Source organism: Hoeflea sp. AS16, from assembly GCF_038900095.1.
Classification (GTDB): domain Bacteria; phylum Pseudomonadota; class Alphaproteobacteria; order Rhizobiales; family Rhizobiaceae; genus Hoeflea.
The window spans coordinates 216,836-231,883 of record NZ_JBBMQQ010000005.1 but is presented as its reverse complement, the minus strand read 5'-3'; the positions used below and the strand labels follow the sequence as shown (position 1 = coordinate 231,883).

General features: G+C 60.1%; 11 protein-coding genes. All 11 read right to left on the bottom strand.

What is annotated here, in order from left to right:
• Position 1: 1 nt before the first annotated feature.
• The 11 genes from WNY80_RS15000 to WNY80_RS14950 all read right to left on the bottom strand — a co-directional run bounded on the left by WNY80_RS15000 (position 2) and on the right by WNY80_RS14950 (position 15,021).
• A complete protein-coding gene (locus tag WNY80_RS15000; protein WP_342888196.1) occupies positions 2 to 901 on the bottom strand; it encodes a sugar ABC transporter permease in 900 nt (299 codons plus the stop codon).
• A 93-nt stretch (positions 902 to 994) separates the two neighbouring features.
• Positions 995 to 2,233: an extracellular solute-binding protein gene (locus tag WNY80_RS14995; protein WP_342888195.1), complete on the bottom strand. Its 1,239-nt coding sequence runs from the start codon at positions 2,231 to 2,233 to the stop codon at positions 995 to 997.
• Between the two features lie 570 nt (positions 2,234 to 2,803).
• Positions 2,804 to 4,657: an ATP-dependent zinc metalloprotease FtsH gene (ftsH, locus tag WNY80_RS14990; RefSeq protein ID WP_342888194.1), complete on the bottom strand. Its 1,854-nt coding sequence runs from the start codon at positions 4,655 to 4,657 to the stop codon at positions 2,804 to 2,806.
• A 2-nt stretch (positions 4,658 to 4,659) separates the two neighbouring features.
• Positions 4,660 to 5,064, bottom strand: coding sequence for a hypothetical protein (locus WNY80_RS14985; RefSeq protein WP_342888193.1), 405 nt, complete (start codon positions 5,062 to 5,064; stop codon positions 4,660 to 4,662).
• Positions 5,065 to 5,414: 350 nt separating this feature from the next.
• Complete coding sequence (locus WNY80_RS14980; protein ID WP_342888234.1) at positions 5,415 to 6,893, bottom strand: aldehyde dehydrogenase; 1,479 nt, start codon at positions 6,891 to 6,893, stop codon at positions 5,415 to 5,417.
• A 93-nt stretch (positions 6,894 to 6,986) separates the two neighbouring features.
• On the bottom strand, positions 6,987 to 8,114 hold the full coding sequence (locus WNY80_RS14975) for a zinc-dependent alcohol dehydrogenase family protein (RefSeq protein ID WP_342888192.1): 1,128 nt from the start codon (positions 8,112 to 8,114) through the stop codon (positions 6,987 to 6,989).
• Positions 8,115 to 8,151: 37 nt separating this feature from the next.
• Complete coding sequence (locus WNY80_RS14970) at positions 8,152 to 9,648, bottom strand: sugar ABC transporter ATP-binding protein (protein WP_342888191.1); 1,497 nt, start codon at positions 9,646 to 9,648, stop codon at positions 8,152 to 8,154.
• 3 nt (positions 9,649 to 9,651) lie between these two features.
• Positions 9,652 to 10,728 carry a strictosidine synthase gene (locus WNY80_RS14965; RefSeq protein WP_342888190.1) on the bottom strand — a complete coding sequence of 359 codons (1,077 nt, stop codon included), beginning with the start codon at positions 10,726 to 10,728 and terminating at the stop codon, positions 9,652 to 9,654.
• 8 nt (positions 10,729 to 10,736) lie between these two features.
• Positions 10,737 to 12,860: an SMP-30/gluconolactonase/LRE family protein gene (locus WNY80_RS14960; RefSeq protein WP_342888189.1), complete on the bottom strand. Its 2,124-nt coding sequence runs from the start codon at positions 12,858 to 12,860 to the stop codon at positions 10,737 to 10,739.
• Between the two features lie 100 nt (positions 12,861 to 12,960).
• Positions 12,961 to 13,989 (bottom strand): sugar ABC transporter substrate-binding protein, encoded by a 1,029-nt coding sequence (locus tag WNY80_RS14955; protein WP_342888188.1) that lies wholly within the window; start codon positions 13,987 to 13,989, stop codon positions 12,961 to 12,963.
• 45 nt (positions 13,990 to 14,034) lie between these two features.
• The gene (locus WNY80_RS14950) at positions 14,035 to 15,021 is read right to left on the bottom strand and encodes an ABC transporter permease (protein ID WP_342888187.1); all 987 of its coding nucleotides are present in this window, start codon (positions 15,019 to 15,021) and stop codon (positions 14,035 to 14,037) included.
• Positions 15,022 to 15,048 lie beyond the last annotated feature (27 nt).

The window sequence follows — 15,048 nt, the reverse complement described above, 5'->3', positions numbered from 1 at the left end:
GTCACCGGGCGGCCTCCTCGCGCTTCTGCGACCAGCGCAGGTAGGGGACGACCACGGCGAGCGTGATCAGCAGCAACGTCACCGATATCGCCGAGCCGCGGCCGAAATCGAAGATCTGCATCGACTGGGTGAAGGCCCACATCGCCAGCATTTGTGTCGACTGCGCCGGACCGCCACCGGTCATGCCGTAGACAATGTCGAAAGCCTTCAGCGACGAGATCGTCGACAGCACGATCACGATCGTCATCGTCACCTGCAACGCCGGCAGGGTGACATGGCGGAACACCTGCCAGCGGCTGGCACCGTCGATGCGCGCGGCCTCGACCAGCGACCGGTCGACACTCTGCAACCCTGCCAGGAACAGCACCATGGAGAAACCGACATTTTGCCATGTGAAGGCCACGAACATCGAATAGAGCGCGACATCTCGGTCGCCGAGCCAGTCCTGAATCAGTGACTGCAGGCCGAAATCGGTCATCACCTGGTTGAAGAGCCCGAAGAACGGATCGTACATCCAGCGCCACATCGTCGCGACGGCGATCGGGGCAATGATGACGGGCAGATAGTAGATGGCGCGCATTGTGCCGCGGGCGAACAGTTTCTCGTTCAGACCCAGTGCCAGCAGCAACCCGACCATGGGCGGGAAGATCACCGACATGACCGTCCAGATCAGGGTGTTGTTGAAGGCGACCCAGTAGACCGGGTCGTCGGTGAATATGTACCGGTAATTGTCCAGCCCGGCCCAGGCGCGATCAGCGGTCAGACCGTTCCATCGCTGGAAACTCAGGATCACCACCTCGATCATCGGCCAGACCGCGAAGATCGTGTAGGCCCCCAGCGCGGGCGCGAGCAGGAGCAGCGCCTGGGTACGCGGAGAATGCAGATTGGCAGAATTGAACATGATGTCAGCCCGCAGCCCGGGGCGCCTGCGCCATGCGCAAGCTGCCCCCGAAAAGGGCCCGCAGCATCACTGCCGCGGGCTTCGATTACGCAATCACGAGCGCTTGCTGATGAACGCCTGCATGGCATCTGCAGCTGCCTGCGGCTCCATGTTGCCGGACGCGACTTCGTTGATGATGCGGAAGTACTCGGTGGTCACATCGAGCGGGAACGCCTGGTCGCCATTGACGAAGGTGCCCTTGGCGTTGGCGAAGATATCCTTCCACGTCTTGTACAGCTCCGGCACATCGTCGCCGAGTTCCACCGACTTGTTGACCGACAGCGCACCGAAGGCGCCCTTGATCTGGTCCTGGAACTCGGTCGAGCTAAACATGTCGAGGAATTCGGCAGCCAAGTCAGGGTTCTTCGACTTGGTCGAGATATAGAGATATTCGGCGAAACCATAGAGACGGTCGGTGCCGGTGGGGAACGGATAGACAGCAAAGTCTTCGAGTTTTGCGCCTTCCTTGATGACGTTCACCTGCCAGTCGCCTTCGAGCATCATGGCTGCCCGGTTGGTAAGAAACAGGTTGGTTGACTGCCGGTTGTCGATGCCCATGAACGGCGCCAGAATGTAGTCCGTGGACCACATTTTCAGCTCCTTGAACGCATCGGCGGCGCAGGGTGTGGTGCTCCAGTCTACTTCCATGCCGGTCAACGCGTCATGTGTTTCGACGCCGCAGGTGGTTTCCAGCAGGACGTCCATCAGCCGCATGACATGCCAGTTGACCGTGCCGCCGAAGGTGAAGGCCGGAATGCCGGCTTCCTTCAGTTTCTTGGCCGCTGCCACAAGCTCGTCATAGGTCTTCGGCTCCTCGGTGATGCCGGCCTTCTCGTAGAGCCCCTTGTTGTAATAGATGGCCTCGCCGGTGAAGCGGTAGGGTGCGCCGTTCATGCCCGGGCCGAAGGCTTCGACGAAGGCCAGCGACGGCGTGGAGACGCGATCCTTCCAGCCGTATTTCGCATAATAATCGGTCAGATCGCGGCTCAACCCGGCTTTGACGTATTCGCCGCCAAGTCCGAGACCCGCCCACATGAAATAGACATCCGGTCCGGTGTCAGACCCGGCTACGACGCGCAGCGCGGTCTTGTGCTCGTCGGTGCCGCGCTTGACGATATCGACATTCACGCCCGGATGGGTTTCCTCGAACCTGGCCTCGGCGGCATCAAGGGCAGCGACCTGCGCTTCTGACGAATAGTTGAGCGTCCAGACGGTCAGGTCTTCCGCCTGTGCTGCGCCTGCAACCAGGCCGGCGCTTGCAATCAATCCGGCTGCGATTTTTCCATAATTCATTTGTCTCCCCTCCCAAGGATTCTTTTCGAACAAAGCCAAACTCGCCTTTACCATCAGGCACAATAATCATCATGTCGACTGGTATAATGACCTGCTGACTCGTGACTTCTTACAGAGCCTCGATCTTTGAATCGGGCAGCCGGTCTGTTTGGGAAAATGCACGCCTCAAACAGAGGCGGTCAGGGGAATGGTGGTGCGTTGGATGGTCTGGTCGCGCTGGATAAAAGGGCGGGATGGGCAGGGAGGGAGGGGCATGAATGCCGACCGGCTTGCAGCCGCGGGTTCGGCAATGTGCTTTTTGCAAGGAGGCTGTCAGACGGTTCCAGCTTGAGCGAGGCAGGCAGAACCGCGCGCTTCGTCCCGGACGCCATTCCGCTGCGCCGGCCGGGTTCACGATCACCAGGTTTGGCTAAACTGCTACTGTGAGATTCGGCAGGGGAGCCCGATTAGAGTGCCTGACGCGACGGGCGCCAATGCCCCCTGATCACCAAATCCTGCCTGTTTCCAACGCGCGGACCCAACCCGGGAGGGGCACCCCTGTCCGTGATTACATGCCGTCTGCATCGGTCTTTACGATGCAGACGACTCCGAGGCGCCCTGCTCGGTTCTGGCGTTGTTTGCGCGGGATATCGGCGGAAATTCTTCAGGGGTGACTGTTTCCTTCTCCAGCAACAAGGCGGCGCCGGCCTTCAGGTCGGACATATGGGCGGTCAGAATCGTCTTGGCCTGCTGATAGGCATCTTCCATCAACTGGCGGACGGCGAGATCAACTTCGCGTGCGGTCTCTTCAGAGTAGTCCCTGGCCGCCATGCCGAAGGCATTCTGATCCAGATACTGGCCGCGCTTGTCCTCCAGAACGGCCTGGCCGACCGCGGAGGTCATGCCGAAGCGGGTGACGCATTCCCGCGCGATATCCGTAGCCTTGGCCAGATCATCGGACGCGCCGGTTGAGATCTCCTTGAAAACCAGGTCCTCGGCGGCACGGCCCGCCATCAGGACCACCATGCGGTCCTTCAACTCGGAAAATGTGATCAGGAACCGGTCTTCGGTGGGGCGCTGCATCGTGTAGCCCAGCGCCCCGATCGAGCGCGGAATGATCGACACCTTGTGCACCGGATCGGCATGAGCAACATTGGCGGCGGCAAGTGCATGGCCCATCTCGTGATGCGCGACACGCGCCCGCTCCGCGTCACCCAGCACCCGGGATTTGCGTTCGACACCGGCCACAATGCGTTCCACCGCCGCGGTAAAATCGGCCATGGTCACCTTTTCGCCGTCACGCCGTGTGGCAACAATGGCGGCTTCGTTGACCAGGTTGGCGAGGTCGGCACCGGTAAAACCGGTGGTGATCGCCGCAACCTGGTCCAGATCGACATCGTCGGAAAGATTGACGCCTTTCACATGGACCTTGAGAATGGCCGCGCGCCCCTTGCGCTCCGGTCGGTCAACGACAATCTGGCGGTCAAACCTGCCGGCCCGCAACAATGCCGCGTCGAGAACCTCGGGACGGTTGGTTGCGGCCAGCAGCACGATGCCGACTCTTGGATCGAAACCATCAAGTTCGGACAGAAGCTGGTTCAAGGTCTGTTCTTTTTCGTCTCCGCCGCCATAGCCCGATATGCCCGAGCGGGCGCGACCAAGGGCATCGAGTTCGTCTATGAAGATGATGCATGGCGAAGCCTTGCGGGCCTGCTCGAAAAGATCGCGCACACGGGCCGCGCCGACACCCACAAACATCTCCACAAATTCGGAGCCTGAAATCGAGAAGAACGGCACGCCCGCCTCGCCGGCGACGGCACGCGCGAGCAGCGTCTTGCCGGTGCCGGGCGGGCCGACCAGGAGTATCCCCTTGGGAATATGCGCGCCGAGGCGGCCGTACTTGTCCTTGTCCTTGAGGAAGGAAACGATCTCCTGCAACTCGCCCTTGGCTTCATCAACGCCGGCGACATCATCGAAAGTGACGCCGGTCTTCTTCTCCAGATAGACTTTCGCCTTGGACTTGCCGATGTTCACCAAGCCACCCAAGCCCTGCCCACCCCCGGACATGCGGCGCATCAGAAGCATCCAGATCCCGAAGAACAGCAGGACGGGCGCCACCCAGGAAATCAGGTTTGTCAGCCAGTTCTGATCCGAGCCACCGGTGAAGACGACATTCTTCTCCTCCAGCGTGTTGGCCAGGTCAGGATCGACACGATGGGCCACGAAATACTGCTTGCCGTCGATGGCTTGCTTGAAGCGTCCCTGAACCATCGTCTCGGTTACGGTCAGTTCCGCAATATCGCCATTGTCGAGATGGGTCAGAAACTCGCTGTATTGCAGGGTTTCGACACTGCGCGCCCCAATCCAGACCTGCAGGCCCATCCACAGCAGCGCTGCGATGATCCAGAAGGTCCAGTTGAACTGTGTCTGCTTTTGCTTGTCCATAATCACAACTCGATGGGGTTCCTGATTTCAAAACACATCCAGACCCGGGCAGCCAGGTTCCACTGCCTCATGCTGCCAAATGTGTCATCGATGCCGGCAATTTCAACGTCGCACAGCATCAAAGGACCACCTTCGATAAAAAACTCGACGTCAATGATCTCGATTGCTTCGGGTCGGCTGAGTTCAGGCTTGATAGCCACCTGCGATCGATAAACCATATGATCGTCATAGCGCGCGGTAATAGCGATCACAAACGCAATCAGTTCCTCGGTCTGGCCCGATAATGCACCATTTCCCGGTGCCTCATTAAGCAATTCGCTGATTATCGGGGTGGCGGCAGGGATCGCTTTTATCAGGTCCGTGCAACCTGCGGGATATTGGTCGACAATGTTCGGGTCGTGTCTCATAGCCTGAAGTCCCTTTTTGCCTCAAAGGGACACTACGCGCCGATGCAGCCCACCAGATTGACCTCCGTCAATCTGCAATTCCCCACAGCCTGTCGAATCCACACAGTTTGTCGACGGCTCTCCTGAAGACGAGGCACACTGACAGGAACCACCACTACCCGCATCCGCGCTCACCGGCATGGCTGCATGGGGACTGCGGAGGCACCGCTGCGGGTTTGGTCTCAGGTTACAGGCAATTGACTTGGGAACCCCGCCTGCATCGGGGTCGTATGGGCGCTTGCGATTGCGCCCATGCCTTGTCCAATCTTCCGAAAGCCTCTGATAACCGGCACGCCTTCCGTGTAACTCGCTCAGAGCATGATGAACGGGTTGGGGACATCCTTGTTGAAGGCCATCCAGACGCTCTTTGTCTCGAGATAATCATAGATCGCGTCCTGTCCGCTTTCACGGCCCTGGCCCGAATTCTTGAAACCGCCAAACGGCATCATGTAGCTGACGGCGCGATAGGTGTTGGTCCAGATCGTGCCTGCCCGGAGCTTTTGCGCTGCGGTGAAAGCCCGCGCCATGTCGGTTGTCCAAACACCGGCTGCGAGGCCATAGGGCGTATCATTGGCGATGGCATAGGCCTCGTCATCGTCGGTGAAGCGGATGACCGAGAGCAGCGGGCCGAAGACTTCCTGCTGGGCGATCTGCATCTCATTGCGCACGCCGGCAAAAACCGTCGGCTCGATGAACCAGCCATCGCCGCATTCGGGGCGCTCGGCTGGTTTGCCGCCCATGACGCAGGACGCGCCCTCGCCCTTGGCCATCTCGATCATCGACAGGATGCGGTTGTATTGCGGCTGCGTGGTGACCGGGCCGACCTGGGTCGACATGTCCATCGGGTCACCCATCCGCGCGGTGGCGGCAAGAGCGAGGAATTTTTCGAGGAACTCGTCGTGGATGCTGTCATGCACGAGCAGCCGCGAGCCGGCGATGCAGGTCTGGCCGGTGGCGGCGAAGATGCCGGAGACTACACCTTTGACCGCATTGTCGATATCGGCGTCGGCGAAGACCAGCTGGGCGGACTTGCCCCCCAGTTCCAGCGTCAGCCGCTTGAAATTCCCGGCCGATTTTTCGGCGATCTTGCGGCCTGAAACTTCACCGCCGGTGAACGCAATCTTGTCGATGCCGGGATGGGTCGACAATGCCTCGCCTACATCCTGGCCAAAACCGGTCACGACATTGACCACGCCTTTCGGGAAGCCCGCTTCCTCGATCAGCCGCATCAGTTCGAGCGTCGAGGCGGAGGTGAACTCCGATGGCTTGATGACCATGGTGCAGCCAGCGGCCAGCGCCGGCGCCATCTTCCAGGCCAGCAGCAATAACGGCGAGTTCCACGGCGTGATCGCCGCCACCACGCCGATCGGCTCATGCCGCGTGTAGGTGAACATGTCGGGCTTGTCGATCGGCATCACCGCGCCCTCGACCTTGTCGGCCATGCCGCCGAAATAGTAGAACCATTGCGGGATGTAGCCGACCTGGCCGCGCATCTCGGCATAGAGCTTGCCGTTGTCCTGCACCTCGACCGCCGCCAGGTGATCGGCATCGCGGGCGATCAGGTCGCCGAGCCGGCGCAGCAGATGCCCGCGCTGGGTGGCATTGATCTTGGACCATTCGCCGCTCTCGAACGCCGCACGCGCAGCACCCACAGCCTTGTCGACATCGCGGGCATCGCATTTGGGCATATTGGCCCATTGCTTCGCAGTGAAGGGGTCTGTCGATTCGAACACATCGCCGGATTCAGCTGCGACCCAGCCACCGTCGATAAAACAGCGGTAATCCTTGATGCCTTCAATTCTGGCCATATCCATTCCCCTTGAAATTGATGTCGCGAAGCGCCGGTGGCCTTGCCATCGGTCGCATCTCCAAAGCCGTTCAGTCTAGACGAAGTCGACGATCTGCCGGATGGCCTCACCACTCGCCAGCCTGTCAAAGCCCTCGTTGATATCGTCAAGCGCAATGCGGTGGGTCAGCAGCTTGTCGACCGGCAGCTTGCCGCGCTTGTAAAGCCCGAGAAACCGCGGGATGTCGCGTGAGGGCACACCTGAGCCAAGATAAGAGCCCTTCAGCGTTCGCTCTTCGGCGACCAGCGACACGGCAGGCAATGTCAGCACCGCGGCCGGATTGGGCAGGCCGGCGGTCACAGTCGTTCCGCCACGGCGGGTGATCGCATAGCTGAATTCCAGTGCCTTGACCGAACCGGCAAATTCCAGCGCGGTTTCCACGCCACCATTGGTCGCGTCGCGAACCTTGGCGACGACATCGGGATCATCGGCCCGGAAGGCGTGCGTGGCGCCGAGTTCAAGCGCAAGATCGAGCTTCTGCTGGAACATATCAACGGCCACGACCGTTTCAGCCCCCGCGGCAACTGCGCCGAGCACCGCAGCCAGTCCGACACCGCCGAGACCGATCACCGCAGTCGTTCCACCCGGTTTTACATCACCGCCGTTAAAGACAGCGCCTGCACCGGTTAGCACCGCGCAGCCCATCAACGCAGCGATATGCAGCGGCACCTCGCGATCGATCTTGACCAGTGAATTGCGTGACACGGTGGCGTATTCGGCAAACGAGGAAACACCGCAATGGTGATGCACCGGCTGTCCATGGCTGCGCAGCCGGAAGGCGCCGCTCATCAGGTCGCCAACACCATTGTGTAGAGCGCCCGGCTCGCAAAGTGCGGGACGTCCCTGGGCGCATGGCGCGCAATGGCCGCAACTCGGCACAAAGACACAGACAACGTGATCGCCGACAGCAAGATCATCGACATACGGCCCGACCTCTTCGACTATGCCGGATGCCTCGTGTCCAAGCGCCATCGGTACGGGGCGCGGACGGTCGCCGTTGATCACGGAAAGATCTGAGTGGCACAGACCGGCCGCCACCATCTTGATGAGCACTTCACCTGGGCCGGGACCTTCGAGGTCGACGTCCTGAACCCGCAATGGCCGCGTTTTGGCATAAGGGCCTTCGCGTCCGATTTCCTCAAGTACTGCCGCTCTGATTTTCATGATCGCTCCTGTCTCAACTGTCGCATCCCTGGTCGCATCAATGCACGGCGGCGTACATGATCTTCTCCTCCGTCGCCTCCTCCACCGAGAATTCCTCGACGATCCGCCCCTGGCGCGAGACCAGAATACGGTCGGCCAGATTGAGGATCTCGGGAAGATAGGACGAGATCACCACAACCGCCAAGCCGGCATCAGCCAATTCATTGATAACGTGATGCAGTTCAGCAATGGCGCCGACATCGACGCCGCGTGTCGGCTCATCGAAAATGATCAGCTTGGGCATCTGCACCAGTGATCTGGCGATCACCACTTTCTGCTGGTTGCCGCCCGACAATTCGATAACCCGCGCATTGGCGTCAATGGCCTTGACGTTGAGTTTGCTGGTCCACTGCCTGGCCAAATCCATCATCTCGGAATGACTGATCACGGCGTGCTTGTTCAGGTCAGCCGACAACAGATTCATGTAGATGTTTTCGGCGATCGACTTGGTTTCGAAAAAGCCCTCGATCTTGCGGTCTTCGGTCACATAGACCACCCCGTCCTTGACCGCCGGGCGCGGCACCCGGTAGCGCACGGATTTGCCTTCAAGCCGGACTTCGCCGCCATGGAAGAAATCGCGCTTGATGACGCCCGATATGATCTTGGCCGTTTCCGTCCGGCCCGAGCCGATCAGCCCGAAAATACCGGTAATCTGGCCGCCATAAACCGAGAACGAGGTGTTGCGCACCATCTTGCCCATCGACAGGTTCTGCACCGACAGCACCTTGCGGCCATAGGGACGCACAGTGCGCGATTTCTCGCGGCTGTAGAGTTCCTCCGACAGCGAGCGGCCAACCATCGCGGCAATGATCTTGTCACGATCGAAATTGCTGGCATCGTCGGTGACGACATGCTCACCGTCGCGCAGGATGGTGATGCGGTCGGAAATCGCCAGCGCCTCTTCAAGCGCATGACTGATGAAGATGATCGATACACCATCCTTCTTCAGGCGTTCGATCAGCGCGAAGAAATGGTGCTTCTCTTCAGGCGTCAGCGTCGCTGTCGGCTCGTCAAAGATAATGACACGGGCCTTGTGGTGCACGGCGCGAGCGATCTCGACCATCTGCTTCTGGGCCGCACCCAGCTGCGAAACATACATCGTCGGATCGACACCAAAGCTGAGCGACTGCAGAAACTGCTGGGCGGCGATGTAGATGCCGCGCAGCCGGTTGAGAAATTTCTCGTTGCCGAGATAGATGTTCTGCGCCACCGTCAGCGACGGCACCAGGCTGGTTTCCTGGAAGACCATGGCGATGCCATTGCTCAGCGCTTCTGCCGGGCTGCCGAATTGGCGCGACTGGCCATCAAACAGCACCTCGCCGCCACTGGCCTCGTGGACGCCGGCCATGATTTTCGTCAGCGTCGACTTGCCGGCTCCGTTTTCACCGAGCAGCGAATGCACTTCACCCGGCATCAGCGTGAAGTCGACCCCGCGAAGCGCGGCGACGCCGTGAAATTCCTTGGAAACATTCTTGAGTTCGAGAATGGGTGTCATCGCTCAAGCTCCCTGCCGCATGAGTTCGATGGCAACGATTTCATTTCCGCCCTTGCTCGCAAGCCAGAGCCGGTTGCCATTCTCTACCGTGGCTGTAATGCCGTGACGTTTTCCGCCCGCACGGCTGTGCAGGCTGCGGACCGGTTCGAAATCGGGGGTAAGCTCGATCACCAGGCCGTAAGAGCGCGTTGGCGCCCACGGCTTGAGGATACCCATCTGCTTGAGCGCCCCGCCCTGCATCGGCTCATGGAACGACAGGCCGCTGCGCAGTGCCGGTGCGATCCAGAACTCCGGCGCGACTTCCGCCATCATCGCCTTGCGGTATTGAGGTTCGCGCAACACGAATTCGATCAACTGGCTGCGCGGTGCGAACAGGGAAAGCCAGTAACCGCCCCGCGCGTTGCGCGAGATGCGGGCGGGATATCCGGGCAGATCTTCCATGACCTGACCGACAAGCTTGCCGGCCGGTGTCAGCCGGACCAGATGTTTGGCCCAGCTTTCGCTGATGACGATGTTGCTGTCTGCCTCGACGACAACACCGTTGGGATAGGCCAGTCCGCCGGCAATCCGCGCGGCCTTGCCGGTACCGGTGTCCAGCGTCCAGATCTCGCCCGATTTGCCGGAGCTGAGCAGGTCGCGCTGCCACTCACCAATTCCGTGCCGCGTCGAGCCGACGCAGATCAGCAAAGTTGCATCATCAACAAAGGCCATCGCCGTGATGCATTGCCAGTCATGCTCGCCTGCAACTGCAATCGCGCTGCCGTCGCCATTGACCAGATGGATCCCACCTGGCTGGCTTGCAACCGCTATTTTTTCCTCAGGTGATGCCGCAAGAGCGGTAATGGTGCCAGGCGCGTCGAAAACCGCCGTTGCCCCACCATTCTCATCCACCTGCAGCAGGCGGTTGCCGGCAGAGCAATAGGTGTTGCCGTCAAAAACGACCATGTCGTCAGGCTCGTCGGCATCAATGCCCTTCGGAGCCTCATCGAGTTTGGTGTTGGGCTTGAGCGCACCATCAAGAGGCGGCACCGTGACGGCGGCAGAACCGCGGCCAAGGAAGCGATCAGCCCAGTCTCGCATTGCACCGATCATGAGTTCTGCCCCCAATAGTTCTGGTAGCCACTCCAGCTGGTATCCCGGTCAGGCAAACGGATGCGGCCGATGCGGTTGTTGGTGATACCGCCGAGATAGAGATAGCCCTTGTGCTCGCGCATCGAGGTGATCATCGGATGGTTCTGGGAATGCTGGTCCCACAGCGATTCGAGGATTTCACCCTTGTCGTTGAAGCGAATGACGCAGCCGACATTGAGGTTGGGATACAGCCACTGATCCGGCGCAATGCGACGCGCCATCCGCTTGCGGAAGCCCGGCATCTGCAGCGCCACGTCAAGAGCAGGCGACCGCATGCCCATGATCGCGGCCCAGTAGGTGCCGTCGGAGGCGCGGTTGATGTTGTCGGGGTAGCCAGGCAACCGGTCAAGAACCGGCTCGACCTGACCTGCCTTCGGGCCGTCGAAGTAGTAACGGCTGATGCGGCAGGCCCAGCTTTCGGCAAACAGGATCGACTGCCCGTCCTGCGAGGTGCAGATGCCATTGGGGAAGATCAGGTTGCGGACCGCGGTGTGGGTCTTGCCGGTTTTCGGATCGTAGCAGATGATGCGCCCGTTGCCGCGGCTTTCGAGCGCGTCGACCGGCCAGTCATGCATTTCGTAACGCACCGTCGCTTCCGAGAAGAACACCCGCCCGTCGGGGGCAATATCCAGGTCGTCGGCAAGCCGCAGCCGGGAATCGTCAACCACCGAGAAGGTCGACCTGTTGGTCTCGTCCGTTACCTTGGAGACCGTGCGATCGGGAGAGATCTTGTAGAGGCCCATGCCGCCGACACAGACCAGCAGGTTGCGGTCCTTGTCCCAAGACATGCCGAGCGGTGCGCCACCGATATGGGCAAAGACTTCGGACTGCTTGTAGTCGGGTGCCAGGAAGCGGACGATGTCGCCATGGCGGGTTCCGCAGTAAAGATGGTCATCATCGTCGAGGATCACATCCTCGGGCGATTCCACCTCGCCAAGTCCGATGATCTCGACATCATTGAGCCGGTCATTGACGGAAAGTGCGGTGTTGTCCGCCTGCGCCGTGGAGACCGGTTTCGGCAGTTCAATATAGGTCGGCGAGACGTAAACCTTGGAGAGAAGCTTGTCGCGATTCTTCAGCCATTTGACGTCAACGAAGACCGCGAAGATCAGGGTCAGGCCAAGCACCATCGGACCCGAGCCGCTGTTGAGGCCAAGCCGCAACACGCCGTTGGTCATCAGCAACACGACAAGCGCACCGATCAGCGCCTTGACGATCGAACCGCGGCCACCGCCAAGGCTGTTGCCGCCAAGCACTGCCGCGGTCAGCGCCGCGATTTCCAGTCCCATTCCGGTGTCGGTCCCGGCACCGGAAAGCCGGGATGCGTAGAGCACTCCGGCCAGGCCGCAAAGCATGCCGGATATGGTGTAGGCGGCGCAGATCGTGCCGCGAACCGAAAGCCCGATATTGTGCGCGGACCGGCGCGAACCGCCGATGGCCATCATCCGCCAGCCCGGACGTGAGCGGGTCAGCAAAATGTGGCCGACCACGGAGACGATGACCAGCACGACGAAGGAAAACGGGATGCCGAAAAAACCGCCAAGCCCCATTAGGTCCCACAGCGGGGATTCGTAGAAACTCACCGACATCGCCTGCGCATAGCGCAACAGCAGCATATCGACGACGGCACGGACAATGATCAGCGTCACCAGTGTCGTCAGAAACGCCCTGAGCCGCAGATAGCCAATGAGAAATCCGTTGAGAAGACCGACACTGCCGCAAATCAGGATCACCGTGGGTGCAGCCAGTTCGACAGGCCAGTCTCCGAGATTGAGAAGCGCCAGCATCATGAAATTGCCAAGCGCGAAATTGGAGCCGACCGAAAGATCGATGCCGCCGACGACGATCACCACCATCATGGCGATACCGACAAGTCCGAATTCGCCGAACTGGCGCGCCGTGATCGACAGGTTGGAGCCGGAATAGAAATTGGGGATCAGCGATCCGAAGATCAGAACCACGCAAACCAGCACCAGAAAGGGAATTGCATTGTCGATCCACTTCTTTGAGAGGATCTCCCCGATCACATGGTCGGGAATGAAGCGGTATCTCAGCTTCGTAAGGTTACTCGCCGACGCCAAAGTACGTCCCCTTATTCGATAGATTCAACGCAAGAACTGCGGCAACGAAAATTGCAGCCTGTGGCCGGAAAGTGATCCGGCCACAGGGCTTTGACAGAAATCAGCGAAGGATTTTCGCGTACTGCTCCGGATCCCAGCAGGTGCCTGCCTGGACGTCGTCCTTGGTCATCACCCGTGTCGGAGAGTAGATCTGCGTCTTGATCGCGCCAGCGCCCTGGCCGTTCTGAAGCGCCACCATGATGGCAGTCCAGGCGTCGCGGCCCATGCCGGGTGCGTTGTAGTTGATGACGGCGGAATAGGTGCCGTCCTCAAGTCCGTTGCACATGCTCTGCGCGCCGCCGCCCGAGGTGATGAAAAAGACTTCACCCTGCTTGCCGGCCTGCTTGATGGCTGCACCGGTGCCAATGCCCTGGCCATCCCAGACGTCGATGACGCCGCACATGTCGGGATGCTGCTGCAAAGCGGTTTCGGTGATCGCACGCGCCTTGGATGCATCCCAGTCGGCTGCCTGGCTGGAGACAATCTCGATTTCCGGATGTTCGTTGAACACCTTCATCATGCCCTGGACCTGATAGTAGCTGACGCCACCGGTCAGCACGCCCTGCACGATCGCCACCTTGTGCGACGTGTCGGTGCCGGCGCCGCATTTTTCCAGCATCATGTTGGCCGCCTGCTCGCCCATGGCGATGAAGTCCGGACCGACAAAGGCATCGGTCTGGACCGCGCCCTGCATGTTGAGCTGCACCACGACGATGCCGGCCTTGGTCGCCTGCTTCATCAACCGGGCAAGCGACTGCATGTCCGGGTTCTGCGTCACGATGACATCGGGACGTTCAGCGATCAGCGCGGTCATGCCCTGCGCCATCGCGTCGGTGTTCCAGTTCGGATCCTGCGAGGTGAATGTCATTCCGTAGCGCTCGGATTCGGTCTTGACGACTCCACCCCAGGCCTGCGCCAGATCGAAGCCGATCGAGATCGGCAGATAGGCAATGGACTTGCCCTGCAGCGCTTCCAGCGCCGGTCCGCGATACGGATCGTTGAGATCGTCAGCAGCATTGACTGCCGTTGCACCGATGGCGAGAGCGGCAAGCGCCGTCGCCGTCAATTTCATGAAACCTGTCTTACCCATTGTTCACTCCTCCTTGTCCAAGTCTCTGCGAGTTCAAATTGAAATTCAGATATCCCCCTGCTGGCCTGTCTGTTCATCGCGGGGGTTGACGATACTGTCGACGACGATCGCGAGCAGCAGAATGAGGCTCTTGATGACGTTTTGAATGGTGTATTCGACGTCCATGATGGTCATGCCGTTCATCAGCACGCCGATCAGCAAAGTGCCGACGATGACGTTGCGCACATTGCCGCGGCCGCCGGACAGGCCGACGCCGCCCAGGACCACGACCAGGATGACGTCGTAGATCATGTTGGAATTGACCACGCGGGTGTTCATCGCCTCTACCGAGGTGGCGGTGATGATGCCTGCGACGAAGGCAATGCCTCCGGAAATGACATATTGCAGCGCCAGCATCGGACGCACCGGTATGCCGCCGATGCGGGAGGCGGAAAGGTTGTCGCCAATGGCGTAAATGAAAGCGCCGAGCTTTGTGTACTTGAGAAACAGAAACACAGCCAGCGCCATGCCCGCGGCCACAAGGATCGGCATTGGCAGACCAAGGAAATGCCCCTGCCCCAACTCAACAATCCAGCCCATGTTCTTTGGCATGTAGACCACATCGGTGCCGGTGATCATGTGGGCGCGGCCGAAACCGTAGATGAAGGTTGCCATGGCAAGCGTGGCAAACAGCGGCGGGATTTCGGCATAGGCAACCAGAATTCCGGTCACCAGCGAAATGCCGAGCGCGAACAGCAGACCGCTGGTCATGGCCGCGTAAACCGGCATGCCCTGCGAAACCAGCTGCATGGCCCAGGCAACGGAGATCGCCATGGTCGCCACCAGCGACAGGTCGATGCCGCGGCCAAGCACCACGATAAGCATGCCCAGCCCCAGAATGCCGAGAACCGCGACGCTGCGAACCAGAGACAGAAGATTGCCCGCCGACAGGAAATTGTTCAGCGTGAGTGAGAATGCCGCGAACAGAAGAAGCGTCAGAAGAAAGACAATCCTCTCCTGATTGAGCAGGCGAAACACCTTGCTGAGATCCATGACCAGACTCCTCCCTCACCTCATCCG

Bases quoted from the DNA above. Each gene is read 5' to 3' on its own strand.
- WNY80_RS15000 (WP_342888196.1), bottom strand. From the start codon at position 901: ATGTTCAATTCTGCCAATCTGCATTCTCCGCGTACCCAGGCGCTGCTC.
- WNY80_RS14995 (WP_342888195.1), bottom strand. From the start codon at position 2,233: ATGAATTATGGAAAAATCGCAGCCGGATTGATTGCAAGCGCCGGCCTG.
- ftsH (WP_342888194.1), bottom strand. From the start codon at position 4,657: ATGGACAAGCAAAAGCAGACACAGTTCAACTGGACCTTCTGGATCATC.
- WNY80_RS14985 (WP_342888193.1), bottom strand. From the start codon at position 5,064: ATGAGACACGACCCGAACATTGTCGACCAATATCCCGCAGGTTGCACG.
- WNY80_RS14975 (WP_342888192.1), bottom strand. From the start codon at position 8,114: ATGAAAATCAGAGCGGCAGTACTTGAGGAAATCGGACGCGAAGGCCCT.
- WNY80_RS14970 (WP_342888191.1), bottom strand. From the start codon at position 9,648: ATGACACCCATTCTCGAACTCAAGAATGTTTCCAAGGAATTTCACGGC.
- WNY80_RS14965 (WP_342888190.1), bottom strand. From the start codon at position 10,728: ATGCGAGACTGGGCTGATCGCTTCCTTGGCCGCGGTTCTGCCGCCGTC.
- WNY80_RS14955 (WP_342888188.1), bottom strand. From the start codon at position 13,989: ATGGGTAAGACAGGTTTCATGAAATTGACGGCGACGGCGCTTGCCGCT.
- WNY80_RS14950 (WP_342888187.1), bottom strand. From the start codon at position 15,021: ATGGATCTCAGCAAGGTGTTTCGCCTGCTCAATCAGGAGAGGATTGTC.